Genomic DNA, 17,248 nt, shown 5'->3' with positions numbered 1-17,248 from the left:
TGTTCAATCAATCCGAGCCAATTTCGACTGACTAACTATTTGCTGCATCGTCGGCTGAGAAACTCGCTATCGCGCTGGAGAATATTTTTCGCCTCTCAAGCTCTTCCTTTTTCTTTCTGTCATCTTCGAGAATGATGATGATCGACTGCTTCATGGCGTCGAACCAGCCCAAGCAAGTCTTGTCGTCGAGCGCGTGAATCCCAACGCTCAGAATCGAGTAAATCTTCCTGTTTTCCACCAGAAACTCCGGCAGATGGCCTTTCAAAAGGTCTATCTTGTCTTCCATCCGCACTGCGTAAAACTGCTTATCTTCCCAGCCTTCGGCCTCTTTAGACTCAACGAAACGCTTCTCGATCAGGCGCTCGAAGACCCGGCGTAAGTAGACGAATGACCCTACGCCTACTCCATGGGCAGCAAGACCGATGGCTTTGTGAAATTCTTGTGCGTCCAGCCTCTCCATATCTTTCCGATAGATGGCGACTTCATCATTGGCGATGTCTGCCAATGAAGGATATTGGCCAATCTTTTGGACAACCAATCTCTCAATACGGAAGAAATACTAGATGATGTGATCGCTCTTGCGGCTACAAGTCAGAGCCATCCTATCGTGTGCCAAACGTTTGGCGATCTCATTGCGATGAACGCCGCTGGGTATGTTCTGGAAGCGAACGCTAAATGTTGTTTGACGATTGCAGTAGGGGCAATGCCCGTCAATTTTGATTTCTTGCTCGAGCGAGTGTTCAGGCCAACCATAAAGTTGCCGGGGTCCAAACTCTTCATTCAGACCGTGGGGAGCGTAAAGAGGAACCTCAAAGAGAAAATGCTCAAGGCTCTTCAGTGACGGAATTTCTCTGGTCATTTATCGGTTCTTGCCGTTCTCGAAATGGTTGCCGCGTTTATTTTCTCAGTTCTATCACTGGGATCAAGTGAGGTCACACACGTTTCGCCAAAGTGATGTGAGAGCCTATGAATCATGAGACGTATTGCGGAGCGGGAGACCGCAAGTATCTGTTTCCATGGTTTTCAGACGGGGAGCAGGAACAAGATGAAATTAGTGGTATGGACCGAGCATCGACCGATTGTTTAACAGATACTGGTTTCAAATTTGGTTTTCAAAGTCCGTTCCTGCCTGACGCCATGTCAGCTTGCAGTCACAGCAAATGGCTGCTTTCCGGCCATTGCGGGAATTGTCCGTGCGCAGTACGAACGGCGGCTATTGGGGCAAGTCTCCATTGCTTCGAACGTCTGATAAGGCGCGCGCAAAACAGTCGCCAAATAGTCGCCCCTCATACGACACTTTCCTCTATTTGAGATCGAAGCTCGGGATGCTATTCTCGCAGCAGTTCGGAAAATTTTATGCGGGGGTAGTAATGGGCGATTGGGATTTCGATCTGGATGAGTACAATTTGGTAGACAGCGGAACTATCCAAGACCCTGTACTCGCATATTCTCTGGAAGAAACGAAATTTTATGAGGATGGTTCCCTGGCCAAGGGCGTCCTTCGCGAGGACACCTTATACAGGGGGCGTCTTTACAAAGGGGGCACCGAGCTATTGTTCTACAGGACCGGCGTTCTGCAAGCCGGTACGCTGGCCCGTGACGAGACTATTCCCATGCTTGGCGCATCGTTTAGTTTCGCGGCAGACACGCGAATTGTCTACCATGTCAATGCTATGATCCAGTCGGGCACCTTGAAGAACCATGCTGTCGTGCCGCAACCATACGGGCTGACGATTGGGCCCGCTTCCGTTAGCTTTCACATGAGCGGGGGCCTGGCCTTTTGCAGGCTGCTGAACGGGATTGCTGTGCAGATCGGCGTTTCGCAGCCGGTGATCAAGGCAAATACAACCGTTTCTCTGTTCGATTTCGATCGCGACGGCCAGGTATCGATAAAACAGGCTACTGTTACCGGGGGCTTCCGGTATCTTGATTTCGAAGCCGATCCCGCTACGCCGGTTTCTTTCTATCGCGGATCGTCAGTGGTGAAATGCGGTCCTCCTGAAGGATTCCAGGTGGCCCATGCCACGCTGGAGCAAGGATATATCGTCGCTGCTGGTTCATATGTGGGGCTCTACGAAAGTGGTCGATTGAACAGCCTCACCATGGGCGAAGATGCCGTCGTCGGTGAGCTTCGGCTGCTCACTGGAGAGCAGGTAGCGCTTTATGAGACAGGGCGGTTGCGTCTCTGGGTGCCGGAGCGGCAAGTCACCGTGGCCGGAGAGACATACGAAGCTTATGTGCCGATTCACTTCGATATCGAGGGGAATGTCATCTGAGGCCGTGAGGCCGCTCTTCCGCCGCCTCCGCTCATTTTCGGTCTCCAGGCAGGGTCGATGGTAAATCGGCCCTTTTCGATGAACGCGGTTCGCACTGGTCCTTATAGAACCACCCGATAAAGCGCGAACCCGTTCTCGCCGTCGCCCGCCGTTTCGATCTTCGCGCCCTTCACGTCGGCGATGTATTCCGCCGCGCGGGGGCCGGTTTCGAAGGTGGCGGTGGTGCCGGGCATGGGGGCGAAGGTCCAGTTGAAATCGGCCGACGGGTTGATCGTGCCTTGGTCGACGATGTAGCGCACGATCACGTCGCGGTTGGTGTCGGGGCCGACGAACACGATCACGTCCGAATTGATATCCGGGAAATTGCCGCCGCCGCCGGCGCGGTAATTGTTGGTCGCCACCACGAATTGCTGCTCGGGGTCGATCGGCTTGCCGTCATGGGCAAGATCGATGATGCGGTGGCTGTCCGGATTGGCGCGGCTGCCGTCCTTGGCGTAGCGCGCCGGCTTCGACAGGTCGATCTTGTAGGTCACGCCGTCGATGACGTCGAAATTGTAGGACGGGAAATCCGGGTTCAGCAGCGGGGCGAGCGAATATCCGCACCCACCGCAACACTTGCGACATTCGAGCAGGCAATGACATGTCGCTTCCTGGTGAGGCCGGCAACGGCCGCTGCGAGCCCGTTGTTTTTCAACCCTTTTCGCCCTTACATGGCGGCGTAAGCAAACCACCTTGGAATTTTTCTATGTCTCTTCGCCGCTTCTACCTCGTTATGTCCGTTCTCGGAGCCGTTGTTCCCTGGATATTTTTTGCAAATTTCTTCGCAGAAAACGGATTCGATGTCCCTCTGTTTGTAAGCGGCCTGTTTTCAAACGGCGCTGCTGGCGGGTTTTCGACGGATGTTATGATTTCAATTGGGGTATTTTGGGTTTGGTCGTGGGTTGATGCTCGGCAGCATAGTGTGCGCAACTGGTGGCTCGTCGTTCCGGCAGGGGGGCTTGTCGGTCTGTCACTCGCGCTGCCGCTTTACCTCTATTTCCGGCAAGAGATTGATCAGGAGTGAAGGGCAGACTTTTTGAGAACGTCCGCTTCAATGACGTCGCGTGCGAAAGCCGCCATTCTCCTCACTGCCCCTTAATGCGTGTTTCCGCTGTGCCGGCATTGCGCTCAAAGGGGCAGACTCGAGGATGACGCCCAAGGGGCAGTGGACAAAACAAAGGCCGACCCTCAGGCCGGCCCATGCCATTCCGCTCTGTCAAAAACTCAACCGATCACAGAACCACCCGATAAAGCGCAAACCCGTTCTCGCCGTCGCCCGCCGTTTCGATCTTTGCGCCCTTCACGTCGGCGATGTATTCCGCGGCCCGCGGTCCGGTCTCGAACACCGCCGTGGTGCCGGGCATGGGGGCGAAGGTCCAGTTGAAATCGGCCGACGGGTTGATCGTGCCTTGGTCGACGATGTAGCGCACGATCACGTCGCGGTTGGTGTCGGGGCCGACGAACACGATCACGTCCGAATTGATATCCGGGAAATTGCCGCCGCCGCCGGCGCGGTAATTGTTGGTCGCCACCACGAATTGCTGCTCGGGGTCGATCGGCTTGCCGTCATGGGCAAGATCGATGATGCGGTGGCTGTCCGGATTGGCGAGGCTGCCATCCTTGGCGTAGCGCGCCGGTTTCGACAGGTCGATCTTGTAGGTCACGCCGTCGATGACGTCGAAATTGTAGGACGGGAAATCCGGGTTCAGCAGCGGGGCGTCGGTCGCGCCGGGCGCCACCTGGTTGAACATGCCCGCCGACATTTCCAGCCACTCGCGCACCTGCGCCCCGTTGATCAGCACGGCGCGGGCGGTGTTGGGATAGAGGTAGAGGTCGGCGACGTTCTTGATGGCGATGTCGCCGGCCGGGACCTCGGTATAGTAATCCGGCCCGCCGCGACCGCCGGCCTTGAAGGGGGCTGCGGCGGAAAGCACGGGGAAGTCCCGGTATTCCGTGTCCTTCAGCATGTCTTTCGTGTACCAGGTCTGCGCCTTGGACACGATCTGCACGGACGGGTCGTCGGCCACCAGCGCGAAATAGGATTGCAGCGGCGCGGATGTCTTGCCGACCGGGGTGCGGACATATTCCAGCGTCGCCTCGTGATCGGCCTCGGCGGCGGCGATCACCGCCGCGTCGCTTTCGACATCGGCGATCACCTTGCGGTCTTCGGTGCGGTGGTAGATCGGCCGGGCCTCGGTGGTGAAGTCGACGATTTTCCAGCTATCGCCGTCCTTTTCCAGCAGCAGGTCGATCAGGCCCATATGCGAGCCCCAGAAGCCGGCCATCACCGCAGGCTTGCCCTTGAGCGTGCCCTTGTCGATATCGACGCCCTCGATGCCGGCGAAATCATCCGTGCCGGGGAAGACGAGATGCTGGTGGCCGGTGAACACCGCGTCTATGCCCCCGACGCCGGCGAGATGGAGCGAGGCATTTTCCATCAGGGGCGCGGGGCCCGTGCCATCGATGCCGGAATGCGACAGCGCCACGATGATATCGGCGCCTTCCTCCTTCATGACCGGCACCCAGGCTTCGGCCGCTTCCACGATATCGCGGGTATTGGCCTTGCCGGAAAGGTTCTTCTCGTCCCAGACCATGATCTGCGGCGGCACGAAGCCGATGAAGCCGATCTTCACCGGGCTCTTGTTGCCGTCGCCATCGGTGATCATCTGCTCCTGGATCAGGTAGGGCCTGACCATCAGATCGTCCTTGGTCGGGTCGTCCGCCAGTTCGCCGGTGGTCAGATTGGCGCAGACATACGGGAAGTTCGCGCCGGCCAGCACCTTGTGCATGAAATCGAGGCCGTAATTGAACTCGTGATTGCCGAGCGTGCCGACATCATAGCCGAGCACATTCATGGCCTTGATCACCGGGTGGACGTCGCCATCCTGCATGCCGCGCTCATAGGCGATGTAATCGCCCATCGGGTTGCCCTGCAGGAAGTCGCCATTGTCGATCAGCATGGAATTTGTCGATTCGGTGCGGATCGCGTCGATGATCGAGGCGGTGCGGGCGAGGCCCATCGTGTCGTTGGGCTTGTCGGCGTAATAGTCATAGGGAAACACGTTGACGTGGATATCGGTGGTTTCCATCAGCCGCAGATGCGCCTGATTGCCGGCGGCACGGGCGGAAAACGGATGCAGGGCGACCATGGCGGTGGCCGTTGCCATGCCGCGCAGCAGCGTGCGGCGGGAGATCGGTTGCAGTTCGAAAAGCGCGGACATCGGCGGCTCCGTTTTTGTTGTGGCGCGGGCTTTGCGCCGTCGGCGGTTGACAATGATCATGGAATGAATTGCAAGTCTGTGAAAGCTTAATGACAGGCTAGACGCGCAGCCGGCTTTGGGTCAATACGGGGAGGGGTGGATTGGTTTCGAGTTTCACGATCAGGGCAGCCACGGCGGAGGATGCGCCGGACATGGTGCGGCTCATCAATATCGCCGATCACGGCCTGCCGCTGTGGCGCTGGGGGCGGCTTGAGGGCGGCGAGGGCGATCCGTGGCAGGCCGGGCGCGACAGCGTCCGTCGCGAGGATCAGGTCGTCAACTGGAAGAACGGCACGGTGGCAACCCTTGGCTCCGATATCGTGGCGCTGCTGCTGGCCTATCCCCTGGAGCGCGATACGCCGACCGGCGAGGCCGACCATGCCGTGTTCGAACCGCTGAAGGCGCTGAAGGCGAAGGCCGTCGGCAGCTACTATATTCACGTGCTCGCGGCCTATGCGGAGTACCGCCGGCGCGGGCTCGGGAAATTGCTGATGGAGCGGGCGGCGCGGATGGCAGGCGGCCGCGATCTTGCCCTGATCGTCTCCGACGGCAATGCGCCGGCTCGCCGGTTTTATGATCAGCTCGGCTTTCGCGAGACCGCGCGTGAAGCGATCGTCACCGCCGAGGACTGGAAGGCCGAGGGCGAGAACTGGCTGCTGCTGGTCAAGTCGCCTAAAGCTTAATCGATGCCGACATTGATCCGTTCGATGATCGGCCTGAGCGCGAAGGACGAGTTGATCTGCACCACATGCGGCAGCGCCGACAGCCAGTCGCGGTGGATGCGCTCGTAATCCTTCAGGTCCTTCGCCGCCACCCGCAGCGTATAGTCATAGACGCCGGAGACCATGTAGCAGACGATGATGTTCGGGCAGCGCTTTACCGCCTCCTCGAACTCGGCAAGCGTGCGGGCGAACTGGCCGGAGAGCGAGATCTGCACGATCGCCACCATCTTGTAGCCAAGCGCCTCGGGCGAAATTCTTGCGGTATAGCCCTCGATCACGCCGCTTTTTTCCAATATATCGAGCCGTCTGGAACAGGCGGATGGCGACAGGCCCACGGTTTCCGCAAGGTCCGCATTGGTGATGCGGCCGTTCTTCTGGAGCGCCTTCAAGATCGCACGATCAATCTCGTCGATATCCATCGTTCGAATACCCTTCGATTTTTATTGTTCTTTTTCGAAAATTAAACGAAAAAAGTGAAAAATCAAGGATAACTTTGCAAGGACATTGCTGCGATTTCGCGTTTCAATCCCGGTTAGGTTGTACCGATTGGAGCGAGGAGATCGAAAATGCTTGTCGGCTGTCCGAAAGAAATCAAGAATCATGAGTACCGCGTCGGCCTGACCCCGGCATCGGTGCGCGAATATGTGGCGCATGGTCACCAGGTTATCGTCGAGACCGGCGCGGGTGCCGGCATCGGCGCCGGCGACGACGCCTACCGCGCGGCTGGCGCGACGGTTGTGCCGGACGCCGCCACTGTGTTTGCCAGGGCGGATATGATCGTCAAGGTCAAGGAGCCGCAGCCCTCCGAATGGGCGCAGCTCAGGGAAGGGCAGTTGCTCTATACCTATCTGCATCTGGCCCCCGATCCGGCGCAGACCGAGGGGCTGCTTGCCTCCGGCGTCACGGCGATTGCCTATGAGACGGTGACCGACGAGCGCGGCGGGCTGCCGCTTCTGGCTCCGATGTCGGAAGTGGCCGGAAGGCTTTCGATCCAGGCCGGTGCCACCGCGCTGCAGAAGGCCAATGGCGGGCTCGGCGTGCTGCTGGGCGGCGTTCCCGGTGTCCAGCCCGGCAAGGTGGTGGTGATCGGCGGCGGAGTTGTCGGCCTGCACGCCACGCTGATGGCGACCGGACTTGGCGCCGAGGTCACGATCCTCGACCGCTCGCTGCCGCGTCTGCGCATGCTTGACGAGCTGTTCCGCGGGCGGGTCAAGACGCTGTACTCGACCACGGAAGCGCTTGAGAACGAGATCTTTGCCGCCGATCTGGTCGTTGGCGCGGTGCTGGTGCCGGGGGCGGCCGCGCCCAAGCTCGTGACCCGCGAAATGCTGCCGGGTATGAAGACCGGCGCGGTCATGGTCGATGTCGCGATCGACCAGGGCGGTTGTTTCGAGACCTCGCACGCCACCACCCATTCCGACCCGACCTTCATCGTCGATGGCGTGGTGCATTACTGCGTCGCCAACATGCCGGGCGCCGTGCCGATCACCTCCGCTGCCGCGCTGAACAATGCGACGCTGCATTACGGGCTGATGCTGGCCGACAAGGGGCTCGCCGCGGTTTCCGAGGACCGTCATCTGCGCAACGGCCTCAACGTCCACCGCGGCCGGGTGACCAATGCCGCCGTCGCCGCCGCGCTCGGCTATGAGCTGGCCGCGCCCGAGGCGGTCCTGAAGGTCGCCTGAGGCGACTTGCTCCAGAAAACAAAAAAAGCCGCCCCGGAGGCGGCTTTTCGCATTCGATGTCGCGCGAGGATTAACGCGAGTAGAACTCGACCACGAGGTTCGGTTCCATGATGACCGGGTAGGGGATGTCGGCGAGCGCCGGGACCCGTACATAGGTTGCGGTCATCTTGTTGTGGTCGGCGTCGATGTAGTCCGGCACGTCACGCTCGGCGAGCTGGGTCGCTTCGAGAACGCTGGCGAGCTGCTTGGAGCGCTCGCGCACCTCGATCACGTCGCCGGCCTTGCAGCGGTACGAGCCAACATTGACCTTGACGCCGTTGACGGTGACATGGCCATGGTTGACGAACTGACGGGCTGCGAAAACGGTCGGCACGAACTTGGCGCGGTAGACGATCGCGTCGAGACGGCTTTCCAAGAGGCCGACCAGGTTTTCACCGGTATCGCCCTTGCGGCGGTTGGCTTCTTCGAAGATCGCGAGGAACTGCTTCTCGCGCAATTCGCCGTAGTAGCCCTTCAGCTTCTGCTTGGCGCGCAGCTGTACGCCGAAGTCGGAGAGCTTGCCCTTGCGGCGCTGGCCGTGCTGGCCGGGGCCGTATTCGCGGCGGTTGACCGGGGACTTCGGACGGCCCCAGATGTTTTCGCCCATACGGCGGTCGATTTTATGCTTGGACGATTCGCGCTTGCTCATCGTATTTCCTTAATCTCAACATAGCGGGACCGGCATGGCCGGGAGCCCAAGGAAACACGCCCTCCTTTGGCGCCCTCTTTCGAAGGGCCTGACAGGTTTTCGCGGAATAAAGCGCCCGGAAAACCACGGGACATGTCGGTTAGAACACCGATCAATTCAGTGTTGGCGCGCTGATAGTCGGCTTTTGCCTGAAAGTCAACGCCTGCGGCATGGACTCCTGCATGGGCGTCATGGTTTAACCGGGTGCAACAATCTTTCCAGCCAGGAATTACCATATGCCGATCACTTCCGAAACGCTCGACGCCATCGCCGGGCTGATGCGCCGCGCCGCCAAGCAGGAAATCCTGCCCCGTTTCCGCGCTCTTGGCGAAAGCGATGTCGCCGAAAAGACCGAGGCGAGCGATCTGGTGACCATCGCCGATACCGCAGCCGAGCGCGTGATCAAGGCCGGAATCGCCGAAATCCTGCCCGAGGCCCTGTTCATCGGTGAGGAAGGCGTTGCCGCCGATCCCGACCTTCTGACAAAGCTGAAGGACGCCGATGTGGCGGTCGTGGTCGACCCGATCGACGGCACGTTCAATTTCGCCCATGGCATTTCCGCCTTCGGTGTCATGGCCGCTGTCGTTGCCAATGGCGAAACCGTCGCCGGCCTGATCTATGATCCGATGGGCGATGATTTCATGATCGCGGAGAAGGGTGGCGGGGCCTGGCTGAAACGCGCCGACGGCTCATCAAGCCGGATGTCGGTGGCGGCGCCCGTTCCGCTCGAAGAAATGCTGGGCACCGCTTCGGTCGCCTTCATGCCGCAGCAAAACCGCACGGTCCTGCTCGGCAATATGGCGAAGGTGCGCTACGCGGCGAGCTATCGCGCTGCCGCCGTCGAATACCGCGCCTTTGCTTCCGGCGGGTCGCATTTCTTCACCTATTTCAAGCTGATGCCCTGGGACCATCTTCCGGGCGTGCTGATCGGCCAGGAAGCCGGCGGCTATATTGCCCGTTATGACGGCTCGCGCTACCTGCCAAGCCATCTGGACGGCGGCCTCCTCGGCGCGCCCGACAGGGATAGCTGGATGGAGCTGAAGGAAAAGGTCTTCACGCTTTAGGTGCGCCGGCGACGGCCTCAAGATAGGCGCGGCACATCACGATAACCTGCCGCTTCAGGGCGGCGATCTCGCCGGCATCAAGGTTTCGCTCGAAAGCATTGCGGACCGCGCCGAAGATTGTTGTTAGAAGGGCTAGGTTGACGGTTTCCAGATCGGGGATCGTGGCGTCTGACGCACTTGCAAACATGGCCTTGGTACAAGCATCGGCACGGTCGGCGAAATTGGCGACCAGAGCCGCGTTGTCGAGCTCCACGGCTGAGGCATAGAGCGCGCGGGTCACGTCGGCTCGCTCCGTCTTTGCCTGGAAATAGGTCTCGATCAGCGCTTCGCACATATCCCCGAGGCTGCTGCCGTGGTGGCTTTCGCAAACGGCTTCGAGGCGTATCGCCAGGGCTTCCAGATAGCGTTCATTGAGCGCATAGATCAGCGCCTGCTTGTGCGGAAAATACTGATACATCGTGCCAACCGAAACGCCGGCGCGCTCTGCGACGCGGGTGGTGGTCAGCCGCGCTACGCCGCCGCTCACCAAAAGCTGAATACTGGCTTCGACGATGGCATCGACGGTGACCGCCGCGCGCGCCTGACGCGGCTTCTTCCGGGGTCTCAGCGATGGTGGCGCGACTGCGGGCAAATGCGAATCCTCAAACTGAATGATCCTTCATATATTTGCCTCAGCCAGAACAGGCAAGAAAGGATTTGCATATGGACACCCAGAAGATCGCGCTCGTCACGGGAGCCAATAAGGGGATCGGGTTCGAGATCGCCCGCCAACTCGCCAGCGCCGGCGTCCGGGTTATCCTCGGATCGCGGAACCCTGAACGCGGCGAAAAGGCTGCGCGGAATATCACGGAAGGCACGGCGACGCCCATTCAACTCGATCTGACCAACCGCGATAGCATCGCCCGCGCTGCTGCCGAGATTGATGCCACATACGGGCGCCTCGACATTCTCGTCAACAATGCCGGCATCTTCGATTTCTCGGATGCTCCGCCGTCCTCGGCCTCGTTTGACGCTGTGCGGCAGACAATGGAGGTCAACTTCTTCGGAACCCTGGCGGTCACGCAGGCGATGCTGCCCTTGTTGAGAAAAGCGCCCGAGGGTCGGATCGTCAATGTGTCGAGTCCGCTCGGCTCGCTGACGCTCAACGGCACTCCGGATTGGATGTATTACAAGGCGCAGTTCATCGGCTACAACGCCTCAAAGGCGGCCCTGAACATGCTGACCGTGCAGTTGCGTGAGGAACTGCGTGACACGAATATCGTCGTCAATTCCGTCAGTCCCGGATACGTGGACACAGACCTAAATGGCGGCGCAGGCCACCTGACGCCCGAGGAAGGGGCGGAAATTCCGGTCCGCTTCGCTCTGGAGGGAGAAGAGAACGGCGGCTTCTTCGATACCGACGGCCGGATACCCTGGTAGGAGGATTTCACGGGAAAAGCGGTAACGAAAAAGGGCGCCGCGAGGGCGCCCTTTTTCCGTTTAGTGTGGTCTGCGTCAGATTTCCGGGTTGTGGGGCTGGAACAGCTTGCCCTTTTCCGCGATCAGCGTGAAGCCGAGCGCGACCGCGGCGAAGACGAAGAAGCCCGCGATCATCGGCGTGGTCGTGCCGTTATAGGCATAGCCTATCGCAGCGCCGAGCAGAGCCGAGAAAGCGGTGCTGGCGAAGCCGAGGATCGACGAGGCGGCGCCGGCCACATGGCCGAGCGGCTCCATGGCCAGCGCGTTGAAGTTAGGTCCGATCCAGCCGAACTGGAACCAGGCCAGCATGAACAGGGCATAGAACAGCCAGAACGGCATCGCCCCCGCATACATAAGATCAATCAGCAGCCAGACGCCATTGGTCAGTGTGAAACCGATCATTGCGCCGTGGGAAAGCCTGCGCATGCCGATCTTGCCCACGATCCGGGAGTTGATCAGCGAGGATGCCGCCATCACGATGCCGATGCCGGCGAAGGCAACCGGAAACAGCGTGCCCAGACCGTAGATCTCGACATAGACCTGCTGCGCCGAATTCACGAAGCCGAAAATGCAGGCCATGATGAAGGTCGTGCCGAGCGTGTAGAACAGCGCGACGCGGTTGGTCAGCACGGTCTTCGCGCTGTGGATCACCGCCTTTGGCGTCAGCTCGACAACGTCTTCCGGGTGCTGCGTTTCCGGCAGGCGGAAGGTGACCCAAAGAAAATTGCCGAACGCGGCAAGCGCCAGGAACACGAAGACCAGATGCCAGTCGCCGAACAGCATGATCGTCTGGCCGATCGATGGCGCGAGGATCGGGATGAGCATGAACACCATCATGATCAGCGACATGATCTCGGCCATGGCGCGGCCGCCATGAAGGTCGCGCACCACCGCCACGGAAATGACGCGGGTGGCCGCGGCCCCAAGGCCCTGACAGAACCGGACCAGCAGCATCAGGGTAAAGCTCGGCACGAAGGCGCAAAGCACCGCGCCGATGAAATAGATCACAAGACCGACGAGCAGCGGCTTCTTGCGGCCGAATCGGTCCGCGATCGGCCCATAGGCAAGCTGGGCGATGCCGAAGCCGAGCACATAGGCGGTGATGATGAACTGATGCTCATTGTCGGAGGTGACGCCAAGGCTGCTTCCGATCTGCTTCAGTCCAGGCAGCATGATGTCGATGGCCAGCGCGTTGAGCGCCATCAGCCCCGCCATCATGGCGACGAGTTCCCACTTGCCGGGCGCCTTGCGGGCGATCTCAGCCGGTGTCTTTAATGTTTCTGTCACAACAACTATTCCTGAAAGCAAAAGAAGGCGCCGCGATAGCGGCGCCCGGTCAATTCTGTGAGGTCACAGAGCGGGCGCGCCGAAAAAAACGCGCCCGAATACGGCTATGTGTGCCGGGATCGCCTCAGGCGGCGCCGCGAACGGCCACGCCCTTGGAGGAAAGATGTTCCTGCAGCTCGCCGGCCTGGAACATTTCCCTGACGATGTCGCAGCCGCCAAGGAACTCGCCCTTGACGTAAAGCTGCGGAATGGTCGGCCAGTTGGAGAAATCCTTTATGCCCTGGCGCAGATCGCCGTCGGCCAGCACGTTGACGCCCTTGTAGTCGACGCCGAGATAGTCGAGAATCTGGACGACCTGTCCGGAGAAGCCACACTGCGGAAACTGCGGCGTTCCCTTCATGAACAGCACGACATCATTGCTGTCGACTTCACTTTTGATGGCAGTCTGAATGTCACTCATGTGCAATCCTTTCACATACGGGTTCAAGGTCCGTAGCGTTTATTTGCTTTCAGCATATAATCGATCGATTGACATTCGCCAACCCCGCCGGGCGAGGAATTGAGCGAAAGCCGAATGGTTGCCGCGTCTCTATTGCGGCGCGGAGGTCTGCAGCGCCAGCGCGTGCAGAACGCCGCCCATATTGCCCTTCAGGGCGTCATAGACCATCTGGTGCTGCTGCACCCTTGTCTTGCCCCGGAAGCTCTCCGATACGACTTCGGCCGCGAAATGGTCGCCGTCGCCGGCCAGGTCCCTGATCGTGACGCTGGCGTCGGGAAGGGCGGCCTTGATCATGTCTTCGATTTCGCCCGCGCTCATCGCCATGTTGAATGCTCCTCGATGGATGCCGGTCTTATGCCGACTGGTTGTCGCCGCCCGGAGCGGCCATGAAGCGAGGGAACCACATTTCGTGGGCGGTGCGCAACTCCTCGACGGGCAAGGAAACAAGTTCATCGATCACCAGCGCATCGCCCTTGACGGTCCCGAGCCTGCGGAAGGCGATCGCGCTGCCTTCCGCCGAGGCGCAGACGAAATTGCCGTATTCCGCCGGAACGGTGATGACATAGCGCGCCTGATCCTCGCCGAAGAGCAGGGCATGCGCCTGGCCGCGCGCCTGGGCGATGCTGATCTCCATGCCCTTGCCGGCGGCCATGCACATTTCCGCAAGCGCCACGGCAAGACCGCCCGCCGAAATATCATGGCAGGCAGTGACCTGACCATTGTTGATCGCGGAGCGCACGAAATCGCCGGTGCGGCGCTCGAGATGGAGGTCGACCGTGGGCGCGGGGCCGTCCACGAGGCCGAGCACATCGCGCATATAGGCCGACGCGCCGAGATGCTCGCCGTCATTGCCGATCAGAATTACCTGGTCGCCCTCGGAAAACGAGCCGATCCGCGCCATCTTGCGCCAGTCGGCAAGAAGGCCGACGCCGCCGATGGTCGGCGTCGGCAGGATCGCCTCGCCATTGGTCTCGTTGTAGAGCGAGACGTTGCCCGAGACGATCGGGAAATCGAGCGCGCGGCAGGCCTCGCCGATGCCTTCGATCGCCTTGACGAGCTGCCCCATGATTTCCGGCTTCTCGGGATTGCCGAAATTGAGGTTGTCGGTCGACGCCAGCGGCTCCGCGCCGGTCGCGGTGATATTGCGCCAGCATTCGGCGACCGCCTGCTTGCCGCCCTCGAACGGGTTGGCCTCGACATAATGCGGGGTCACGTCGCAGGAAAACGCCAGCGCCTTGGTCGGGTGGCCATCGACGCGGATCACGCCGGCATCGCCGCCGGGCAGCTGCAGCGAATTGCCCTGGATCAGCGTGTCATACTGCTCGTAGACCCAGCGCCGGCTCGACTGGTTCGGGCCGCCGACGATCTTCAGCAGCGCTTCGTTGTAATCGGCGGGCGCGTCGACCAGATGGGCGGGCAGGGTGCCGCGGGTATCGGGCTCACGCCACGGGCGATCGTATTCCGGCGCCTGGTCGCCGAGATCCTTGATCGGCAGGTCGGCGACTTCCTCGTTGTTGTGGAACACGCGGAAGCGCAGATCGTCCGTGGTCTTGCCGACGATCGCGAAATCGAGGCCCCATTTGCGGAAGATCGCCTCGGCGACCTCTTCCTTTTCGGGGTCGAGCACCATCAGCATGCGCTCCTGGCTTTCCGAGAGCATCATCTCGTAGGCCGTCATGTTCTCCTCGCGCACCGGGACGCGGTTGAGGTCGAGCTCGATGCCGAGATTGCCCTTGGCGCCCATTTCGACGGCAGAGCAGGTGAGGCCGGCGGCGCCCATGTCCTGGATCGCGATCACGGCGCCGGTCTGCATCAGTTCCATGCAGGCTTCGAGCAGGCATTTTTCGGTGAAGGGATCGCCGACCTGCACGGTCGGGCGCTTCTCCTCGATATCCTCGTCGAATTCGGCCGATGCCATGGTCGCGCCGCCGACGCCGTCGCGCCCGGTCTTGGCCCCGAGATAGACCACCGGCAGGCCGACGCCCTTGGCCTCTGAATAGAAGATCGAATCGGATTTCGCGATGCCGGCCGCAAAGGCGTTGACGAGATTGTTGCCATTGTAGCGGGCATCGAATTCGACCTCGCCACCGACGGTTGGAACGCCAAAGGAATTACCATAGCCGCCGACCCCGGCAACGACGCCTGAAACGAGATGGCGGGTTTTCGGATGGTCCGGCGCGCCGAAGCGCAGCGCGTTCATCGCGGCAACGGGTCGCGCGCCCATGGTGAAGATGTCGCGCAGAATGCCGCCGACGCCGGTCGCGGCCCCCTGATAGGGCTCGATATAGGAGGGGTGGTTGTGGCTCTCCATCTTGAACACCACGCAATCGCCGTCATCGATATCGACCACGCCGGCATTTTCGCCGGGGCCCTGGATCACGCGGCGGCCGGTGGTCGGCAGTGTTCTGAGCCAGCGCTTGGAGGATTTGTAGGAGCAGTGCTCGTTCCACATCGCGGAGAAGATGCCGAGTTCGGTGAAGCTCGGCTCGCGGCCGATCAGCGACAATATCCGCTCGTATTCATCCGGCTTCAGCCCGTGGGCCGCGATCAGTTCCGGGGTGATGACCTGGCTGTTCGAAAGGGTCATGAGAGGTGAGCATCCCGCTTTGGTTTTTCAGATGGCATTCGCGTTCCATAACCGATGTTGCCGCGCGAGGCGACATGGTTTTTCGGTTTTTCCGGTCCGTCCGCCGGTGTCAGCTGCGCCAGTACATCGGCATCAGCACCACCATGACGGTCAGGATTTCAAGGCGACCGAGCAGCATCAGGATCGCCAGCAGGCAGAGCTCCGGATCGGCGAAGGTCGAGAAATTGCCCGCCGGCCCGATGATATCGCCAAGACCGGGGCCGACATTGGAAAGTGCGGTGAGCACGGCGGTGGTCGAGGTGATCAGGTCGTAGCCGAGCAGCGACATCGCCATACTGCCGAACGCCCACAGAAGGATGTAGGCGGTGAAGAACATTGAGACCGCGCGCTGGGTTTCCGAATCGACGCTGAGCCGGCCGTAGCGGATCGAGTAGACCGCGTTCGGATAGATCAGTTTCTTCATGCCGGTCCTCAGCATGTTGAAGAGGATCAGGAAGCGGTAGGATTTTATGCCGCCCGCCGTCGAGCCCGAGCAGCCGCCCATGAAGGTAAGAAAGAACACCAGCACCACCGCGAAGGCGCCCCATTGCGAATAGTCGGTGCTGGCGTAGCCCGTGGTCGACAGGATCGACGAGACGTTGAACGCCGACTGCGTCAGCGCGGCGAGGAAGTCCATCTGGTCGTTGAGGCTGATATAGAGCGAGAGCAGGAACACCGCCACGAAAAGATAGGTCAGGAACAGCATGATCTGCGGATCGCGCAGCGAATCGAGCCGGCCGCGCACCACGAACAGGATCAGGATCGAGAACGGCAGGCTGCACAGCGTCATGAAGAAGGTCGAGACCCACAAGAGCGCCGGGCTGTCGAAATAGCCGAAGGAGGCGTCATGAGTGGAAAAGCCGCCGGTCGCCACAGTCGTCAGCGCGTGGTTGAAGGCATCGAACTGCGACATGCCGGCGAAGCCGTAGCAGATCGCGCATAACAGCGTGATGCCGACATAGATCGCCAGAAAGGCCCGGGTGAAACTCGCCATGCGGGCAAAGGGCTTGTCGCCGGTATCCGACGATTCCATCTTGAAAAATGCCATGCCGCCGATCCGCAGGAACGGCAGGATGAACAGGCCGAGCGCGACGATGCCGATGCCGCCCATCCACTGCAGCAGCGAGCGCCACAGAAGAAGGCCAGGGGCTGCCTGATCGAGCCCCGTCAGAACCGTGGAGCCCGTGGTCGTGATCGCCGAGATCGATTCGAACAGCGACTGGGCAAAGGTCAGTTCACCGCTTGCGAGATAGATCGGGATTGCGCCGATCAGGCCGAAGGTCATCCACAGCAGATTGACCAGAAAGAAGCCGAGGCGGCGGCTGAAGGGCGGCGGATTGCCGCGCATGGCGACCGCAGTGACCGCGCTGGTGCCCCCGACCATGAAGCCGCACAGGGCGAAAACCTGCCAGTCGGCATTCGCGTAATAGAGGTCAACCATGGCCGGAACGAACATCGCGGCTGCGAGATAAATGCCGCAAATCGCCGCGATATAGAAGGCAGACCGCAGAAGCGTGGCGTTCAAGGGTCAGTTCCCTGTCATACTCTCTTGTCAGATACGGGCTTTTTCGTGACCCGGTTTGTATGCCATAGCGGTGTCACAGG

At 60.5% G+C, this 17,248-nt stretch carries 17 protein-coding genes and 1 pseudogene; 7 read left to right on the top strand and 11 right to left on the bottom strand.

Annotated features, from left to right (window positions below):
• Positions 1-31: 31 nt before the first annotated feature.
• Positions 32-505 carry a hypothetical protein gene (locus tag V6765_RS13085; protein WP_448429430.1) on the bottom strand — a complete coding sequence of 158 codons (474 nt, stop codon included), beginning with the start codon at positions 503-505 and terminating at the stop codon, positions 32-34.
• 9 nt (positions 506-514) lie between these two features.
• On the opposite strand from V6765_RS13085, the gene V6765_RS13080 reads away from it, so the two are divergent.
• Together V6765_RS13080 and V6765_RS13075 are read left to right on the top strand one after the other, a co-directional pair.
• Complete coding sequence (locus V6765_RS13080) at positions 515-841, top strand: hypothetical protein (RefSeq protein WP_448429428.1); 327 nt, start codon at positions 515-517, stop codon at positions 839-841.
• A gap of 352 nt (positions 842-1,193) precedes the next feature.
• Positions 1,194-2,276, top strand: a complete 1,083-nt coding sequence (locus V6765_RS13075; protein WP_448429426.1) for a hypothetical protein — start codon at positions 1,194-1,196, stop codon at positions 2,274-2,276.
• Positions 2,277-2,377: 101 nt separating this feature from the next.
• Here the strand turns inward: V6765_RS13075 and V6765_RS13070 are convergent.
• Positions 2,378-2,863 (bottom strand): annotated as a pseudogene (locus tag V6765_RS13070) (5'-nucleotidase C-terminal domain-containing protein); the annotation flags it as partial.
• 53 nt (positions 2,864-2,916) lie between these two features.
• On the opposite strand from V6765_RS13070, the gene V6765_RS13065 reads away from it, so the two are divergent.
• Entirely contained in the window at positions 2,917-3,339 is a 423-nt protein-coding gene (locus tag V6765_RS13065) for a DUF2834 domain-containing protein (protein ID WP_448429424.1), read from the top strand.
• A 208-nt stretch (positions 3,340-3,547) separates the two neighbouring features.
• Here the strand turns inward: V6765_RS13065 and V6765_RS13060 are convergent, their stop codons facing one another.
• Positions 3,548-5,536, bottom strand: a complete 1,989-nt coding sequence (locus tag V6765_RS13060; RefSeq protein ID WP_448429422.1) for a bifunctional 2',3'-cyclic-nucleotide 2'-phosphodiesterase/3'-nucleotidase — start codon at positions 5,534-5,536, stop codon at positions 3,548-3,550.
• Between the two features lie 140 nt (positions 5,537-5,676).
• Between V6765_RS13060 and V6765_RS13055 the strand changes: the two genes are divergently transcribed.
• Positions 5,677-6,258, top strand: a complete 582-nt coding sequence (locus V6765_RS13055; protein ID WP_448429420.1) for an N-acetyltransferase family protein — start codon at positions 5,677-5,679, stop codon at positions 6,256-6,258.
• Here the strand turns inward: V6765_RS13055 and V6765_RS13050 are convergent.
• Positions 6,255-6,716, bottom strand: coding sequence for an Lrp/AsnC family transcriptional regulator (locus V6765_RS13050; protein WP_448429418.1), 462 nt, complete (start codon positions 6,714-6,716; stop codon positions 6,255-6,257). The two genes, V6765_RS13055 and V6765_RS13050, sit on opposite strands and share 4 nt — an antisense overlap.
• Before the next feature lie 147 nt (positions 6,717-6,863).
• Here V6765_RS13050 and ald point away from each other — a divergent pair, with 147 nt between their 5' ends.
• Complete coding sequence (gene ald / locus V6765_RS13045; protein ID WP_448429416.1) at positions 6,864-7,982, top strand: alanine dehydrogenase; 1,119 nt, start codon at positions 6,864-6,866, stop codon at positions 7,980-7,982.
• 70 nt (positions 7,983-8,052) lie between these two features.
• On the opposite strand, the gene rpsD is transcribed toward ald, so the two are convergent.
• Positions 8,053-8,670, bottom strand: a complete 618-nt coding sequence (gene rpsD / locus V6765_RS13040; protein WP_448429414.1) for a 30S ribosomal protein S4 — start codon at positions 8,668-8,670, stop codon at positions 8,053-8,055.
• Between the two features lie 275 nt (positions 8,671-8,945).
• Here rpsD and V6765_RS13035 point away from each other — a divergent pair, with 275 nt between their 5' ends.
• A complete protein-coding gene (locus V6765_RS13035; protein WP_448429412.1) occupies positions 8,946-9,773 on the top strand; it encodes an inositol monophosphatase family protein in 828 nt (275 codons plus the stop codon).
• Here V6765_RS13035 and V6765_RS13030 read toward each other — a convergent pair.
• On the bottom strand, positions 9,763-10,404 hold the full coding sequence (locus tag V6765_RS13030) for a TetR/AcrR family transcriptional regulator (protein WP_448429410.1): 642 nt from the start codon (positions 10,402-10,404) through the stop codon (positions 9,763-9,765). The two genes, V6765_RS13035 and V6765_RS13030, sit on opposite strands and share 11 nt — an antisense overlap.
• 71 nt (positions 10,405-10,475) lie before the next feature.
• On the opposite strand from V6765_RS13030, the gene V6765_RS13025 reads away from it, so the two are divergent.
• Positions 10,476-11,192 carry an SDR family oxidoreductase gene (locus V6765_RS13025; RefSeq protein ID WP_448429408.1) on the top strand — a complete coding sequence of 239 codons (717 nt, stop codon included), beginning with the start codon at positions 10,476-10,478 and terminating at the stop codon, positions 11,190-11,192.
• A 75-nt stretch (positions 11,193-11,267) separates the two neighbouring features.
• Here V6765_RS13025 and V6765_RS13020 read toward each other — a convergent pair whose 3' ends face one another.
• The 5 genes from V6765_RS13020 to V6765_RS13000 all read right to left on the bottom strand — a co-directional run bounded on the left by V6765_RS13020 (position 11,268) and on the right by V6765_RS13000 (position 17,168).
• The gene (locus V6765_RS13020; RefSeq protein WP_448429859.1) at positions 11,268-12,449 is read right to left on the bottom strand and encodes a multidrug effflux MFS transporter; all 1,182 of its coding nucleotides are present in this window, start codon (positions 12,447-12,449) and stop codon (positions 11,268-11,270) included.
• 193 nt (positions 12,450-12,642) lie between these two features.
• Positions 12,643-12,978, bottom strand: a complete 336-nt coding sequence (gene grxD, locus V6765_RS13015) for a Grx4 family monothiol glutaredoxin (RefSeq protein WP_292052795.1) — start codon at positions 12,976-12,978, stop codon at positions 12,643-12,645.
• 129 nt (positions 12,979-13,107) lie between these two features.
• Positions 13,108-13,341, bottom strand: coding sequence for a BolA/IbaG family iron-sulfur metabolism protein (locus V6765_RS13010; protein ID WP_018064326.1), 234 nt, complete (start codon positions 13,339-13,341; stop codon positions 13,108-13,110).
• Positions 13,342-13,369: 28 nt separating this feature from the next.
• A complete protein-coding gene (purL, locus tag V6765_RS13005; RefSeq protein ID WP_448429406.1) occupies positions 13,370-15,604 on the bottom strand; it encodes a phosphoribosylformylglycinamidine synthase subunit PurL in 2,235 nt (744 codons plus the stop codon).
• 109 nt (positions 15,605-15,713) lie between these two features.
• Complete coding sequence (locus V6765_RS13000) at positions 15,714-17,168, bottom strand: TrkH family potassium uptake protein (RefSeq protein ID WP_448429404.1); 1,455 nt, start codon at positions 17,166-17,168, stop codon at positions 15,714-15,716.
• Between the last annotated feature and the right edge of the window lie 80 nt (positions 17,169-17,248).

It is taken from the genome of Martelella sp. FOR1707 (assembly GCF_053484265.1).
Note: the sequence above shows the minus strand (reverse complement) of the source record. Positions and strands in the feature narration are given on the sequence as shown.

Bases quoted from the DNA above. Each gene is read 5' to 3' on its own strand.
- V6765_RS13060 (WP_448429422.1), bottom strand. From the start codon at position 5,536: ATGTCCGCGCTTTTCGAACTGCAACCGATCTCCCGCCGCACGCTGCTG.
- V6765_RS13065 (WP_448429424.1), top strand. From the start codon at position 2,917: ATGTCGCTTCCTGGTGAGGCCGGCAACGGCCGCTGCGAGCCCGTTGTT.
- grxD (WP_292052795.1), bottom strand. From the start codon at position 12,978: ATGAGTGACATTCAGACTGCCATCAAAAGTGAAGTCGACAGCAATGAT.
- purL (WP_448429406.1), bottom strand. From the start codon at position 15,604: ATGACCCTTTCGAACAGCCAGGTCATCACCCCGGAACTGATCGCGGCC.
- V6765_RS13050 (WP_448429418.1), bottom strand. From the start codon at position 6,716: ATGGATATCGACGAGATTGATCGTGCGATCTTGAAGGCGCTCCAGAAG.
- V6765_RS13035 (WP_448429412.1), top strand. From the start codon at position 8,946: ATGCCGATCACTTCCGAAACGCTCGACGCCATCGCCGGGCTGATGCGC.
- rpsD (WP_448429414.1), bottom strand. From the start codon at position 8,670: ATGAGCAAGCGCGAATCGTCCAAGCATAAAATCGACCGCCGTATGGGC.
- V6765_RS13010 (WP_018064326.1), bottom strand. From the start codon at position 13,341: ATGGCGATGAGCGCGGGCGAAATCGAAGACATGATCAAGGCCGCCCTT.
- V6765_RS13020 (WP_448429859.1), bottom strand. From the start codon at position 12,449: ATGATGGCGGGGCTGATGGCGCTCAACGCGCTGGCCATCGACATCATG.
- ald (WP_448429416.1), top strand. From the start codon at position 6,864: ATGCTTGTCGGCTGTCCGAAAGAAATCAAGAATCATGAGTACCGCGTC.
- V6765_RS13025 (WP_448429408.1), top strand. From the start codon at position 10,476: ATGGACACCCAGAAGATCGCGCTCGTCACGGGAGCCAATAAGGGGATC.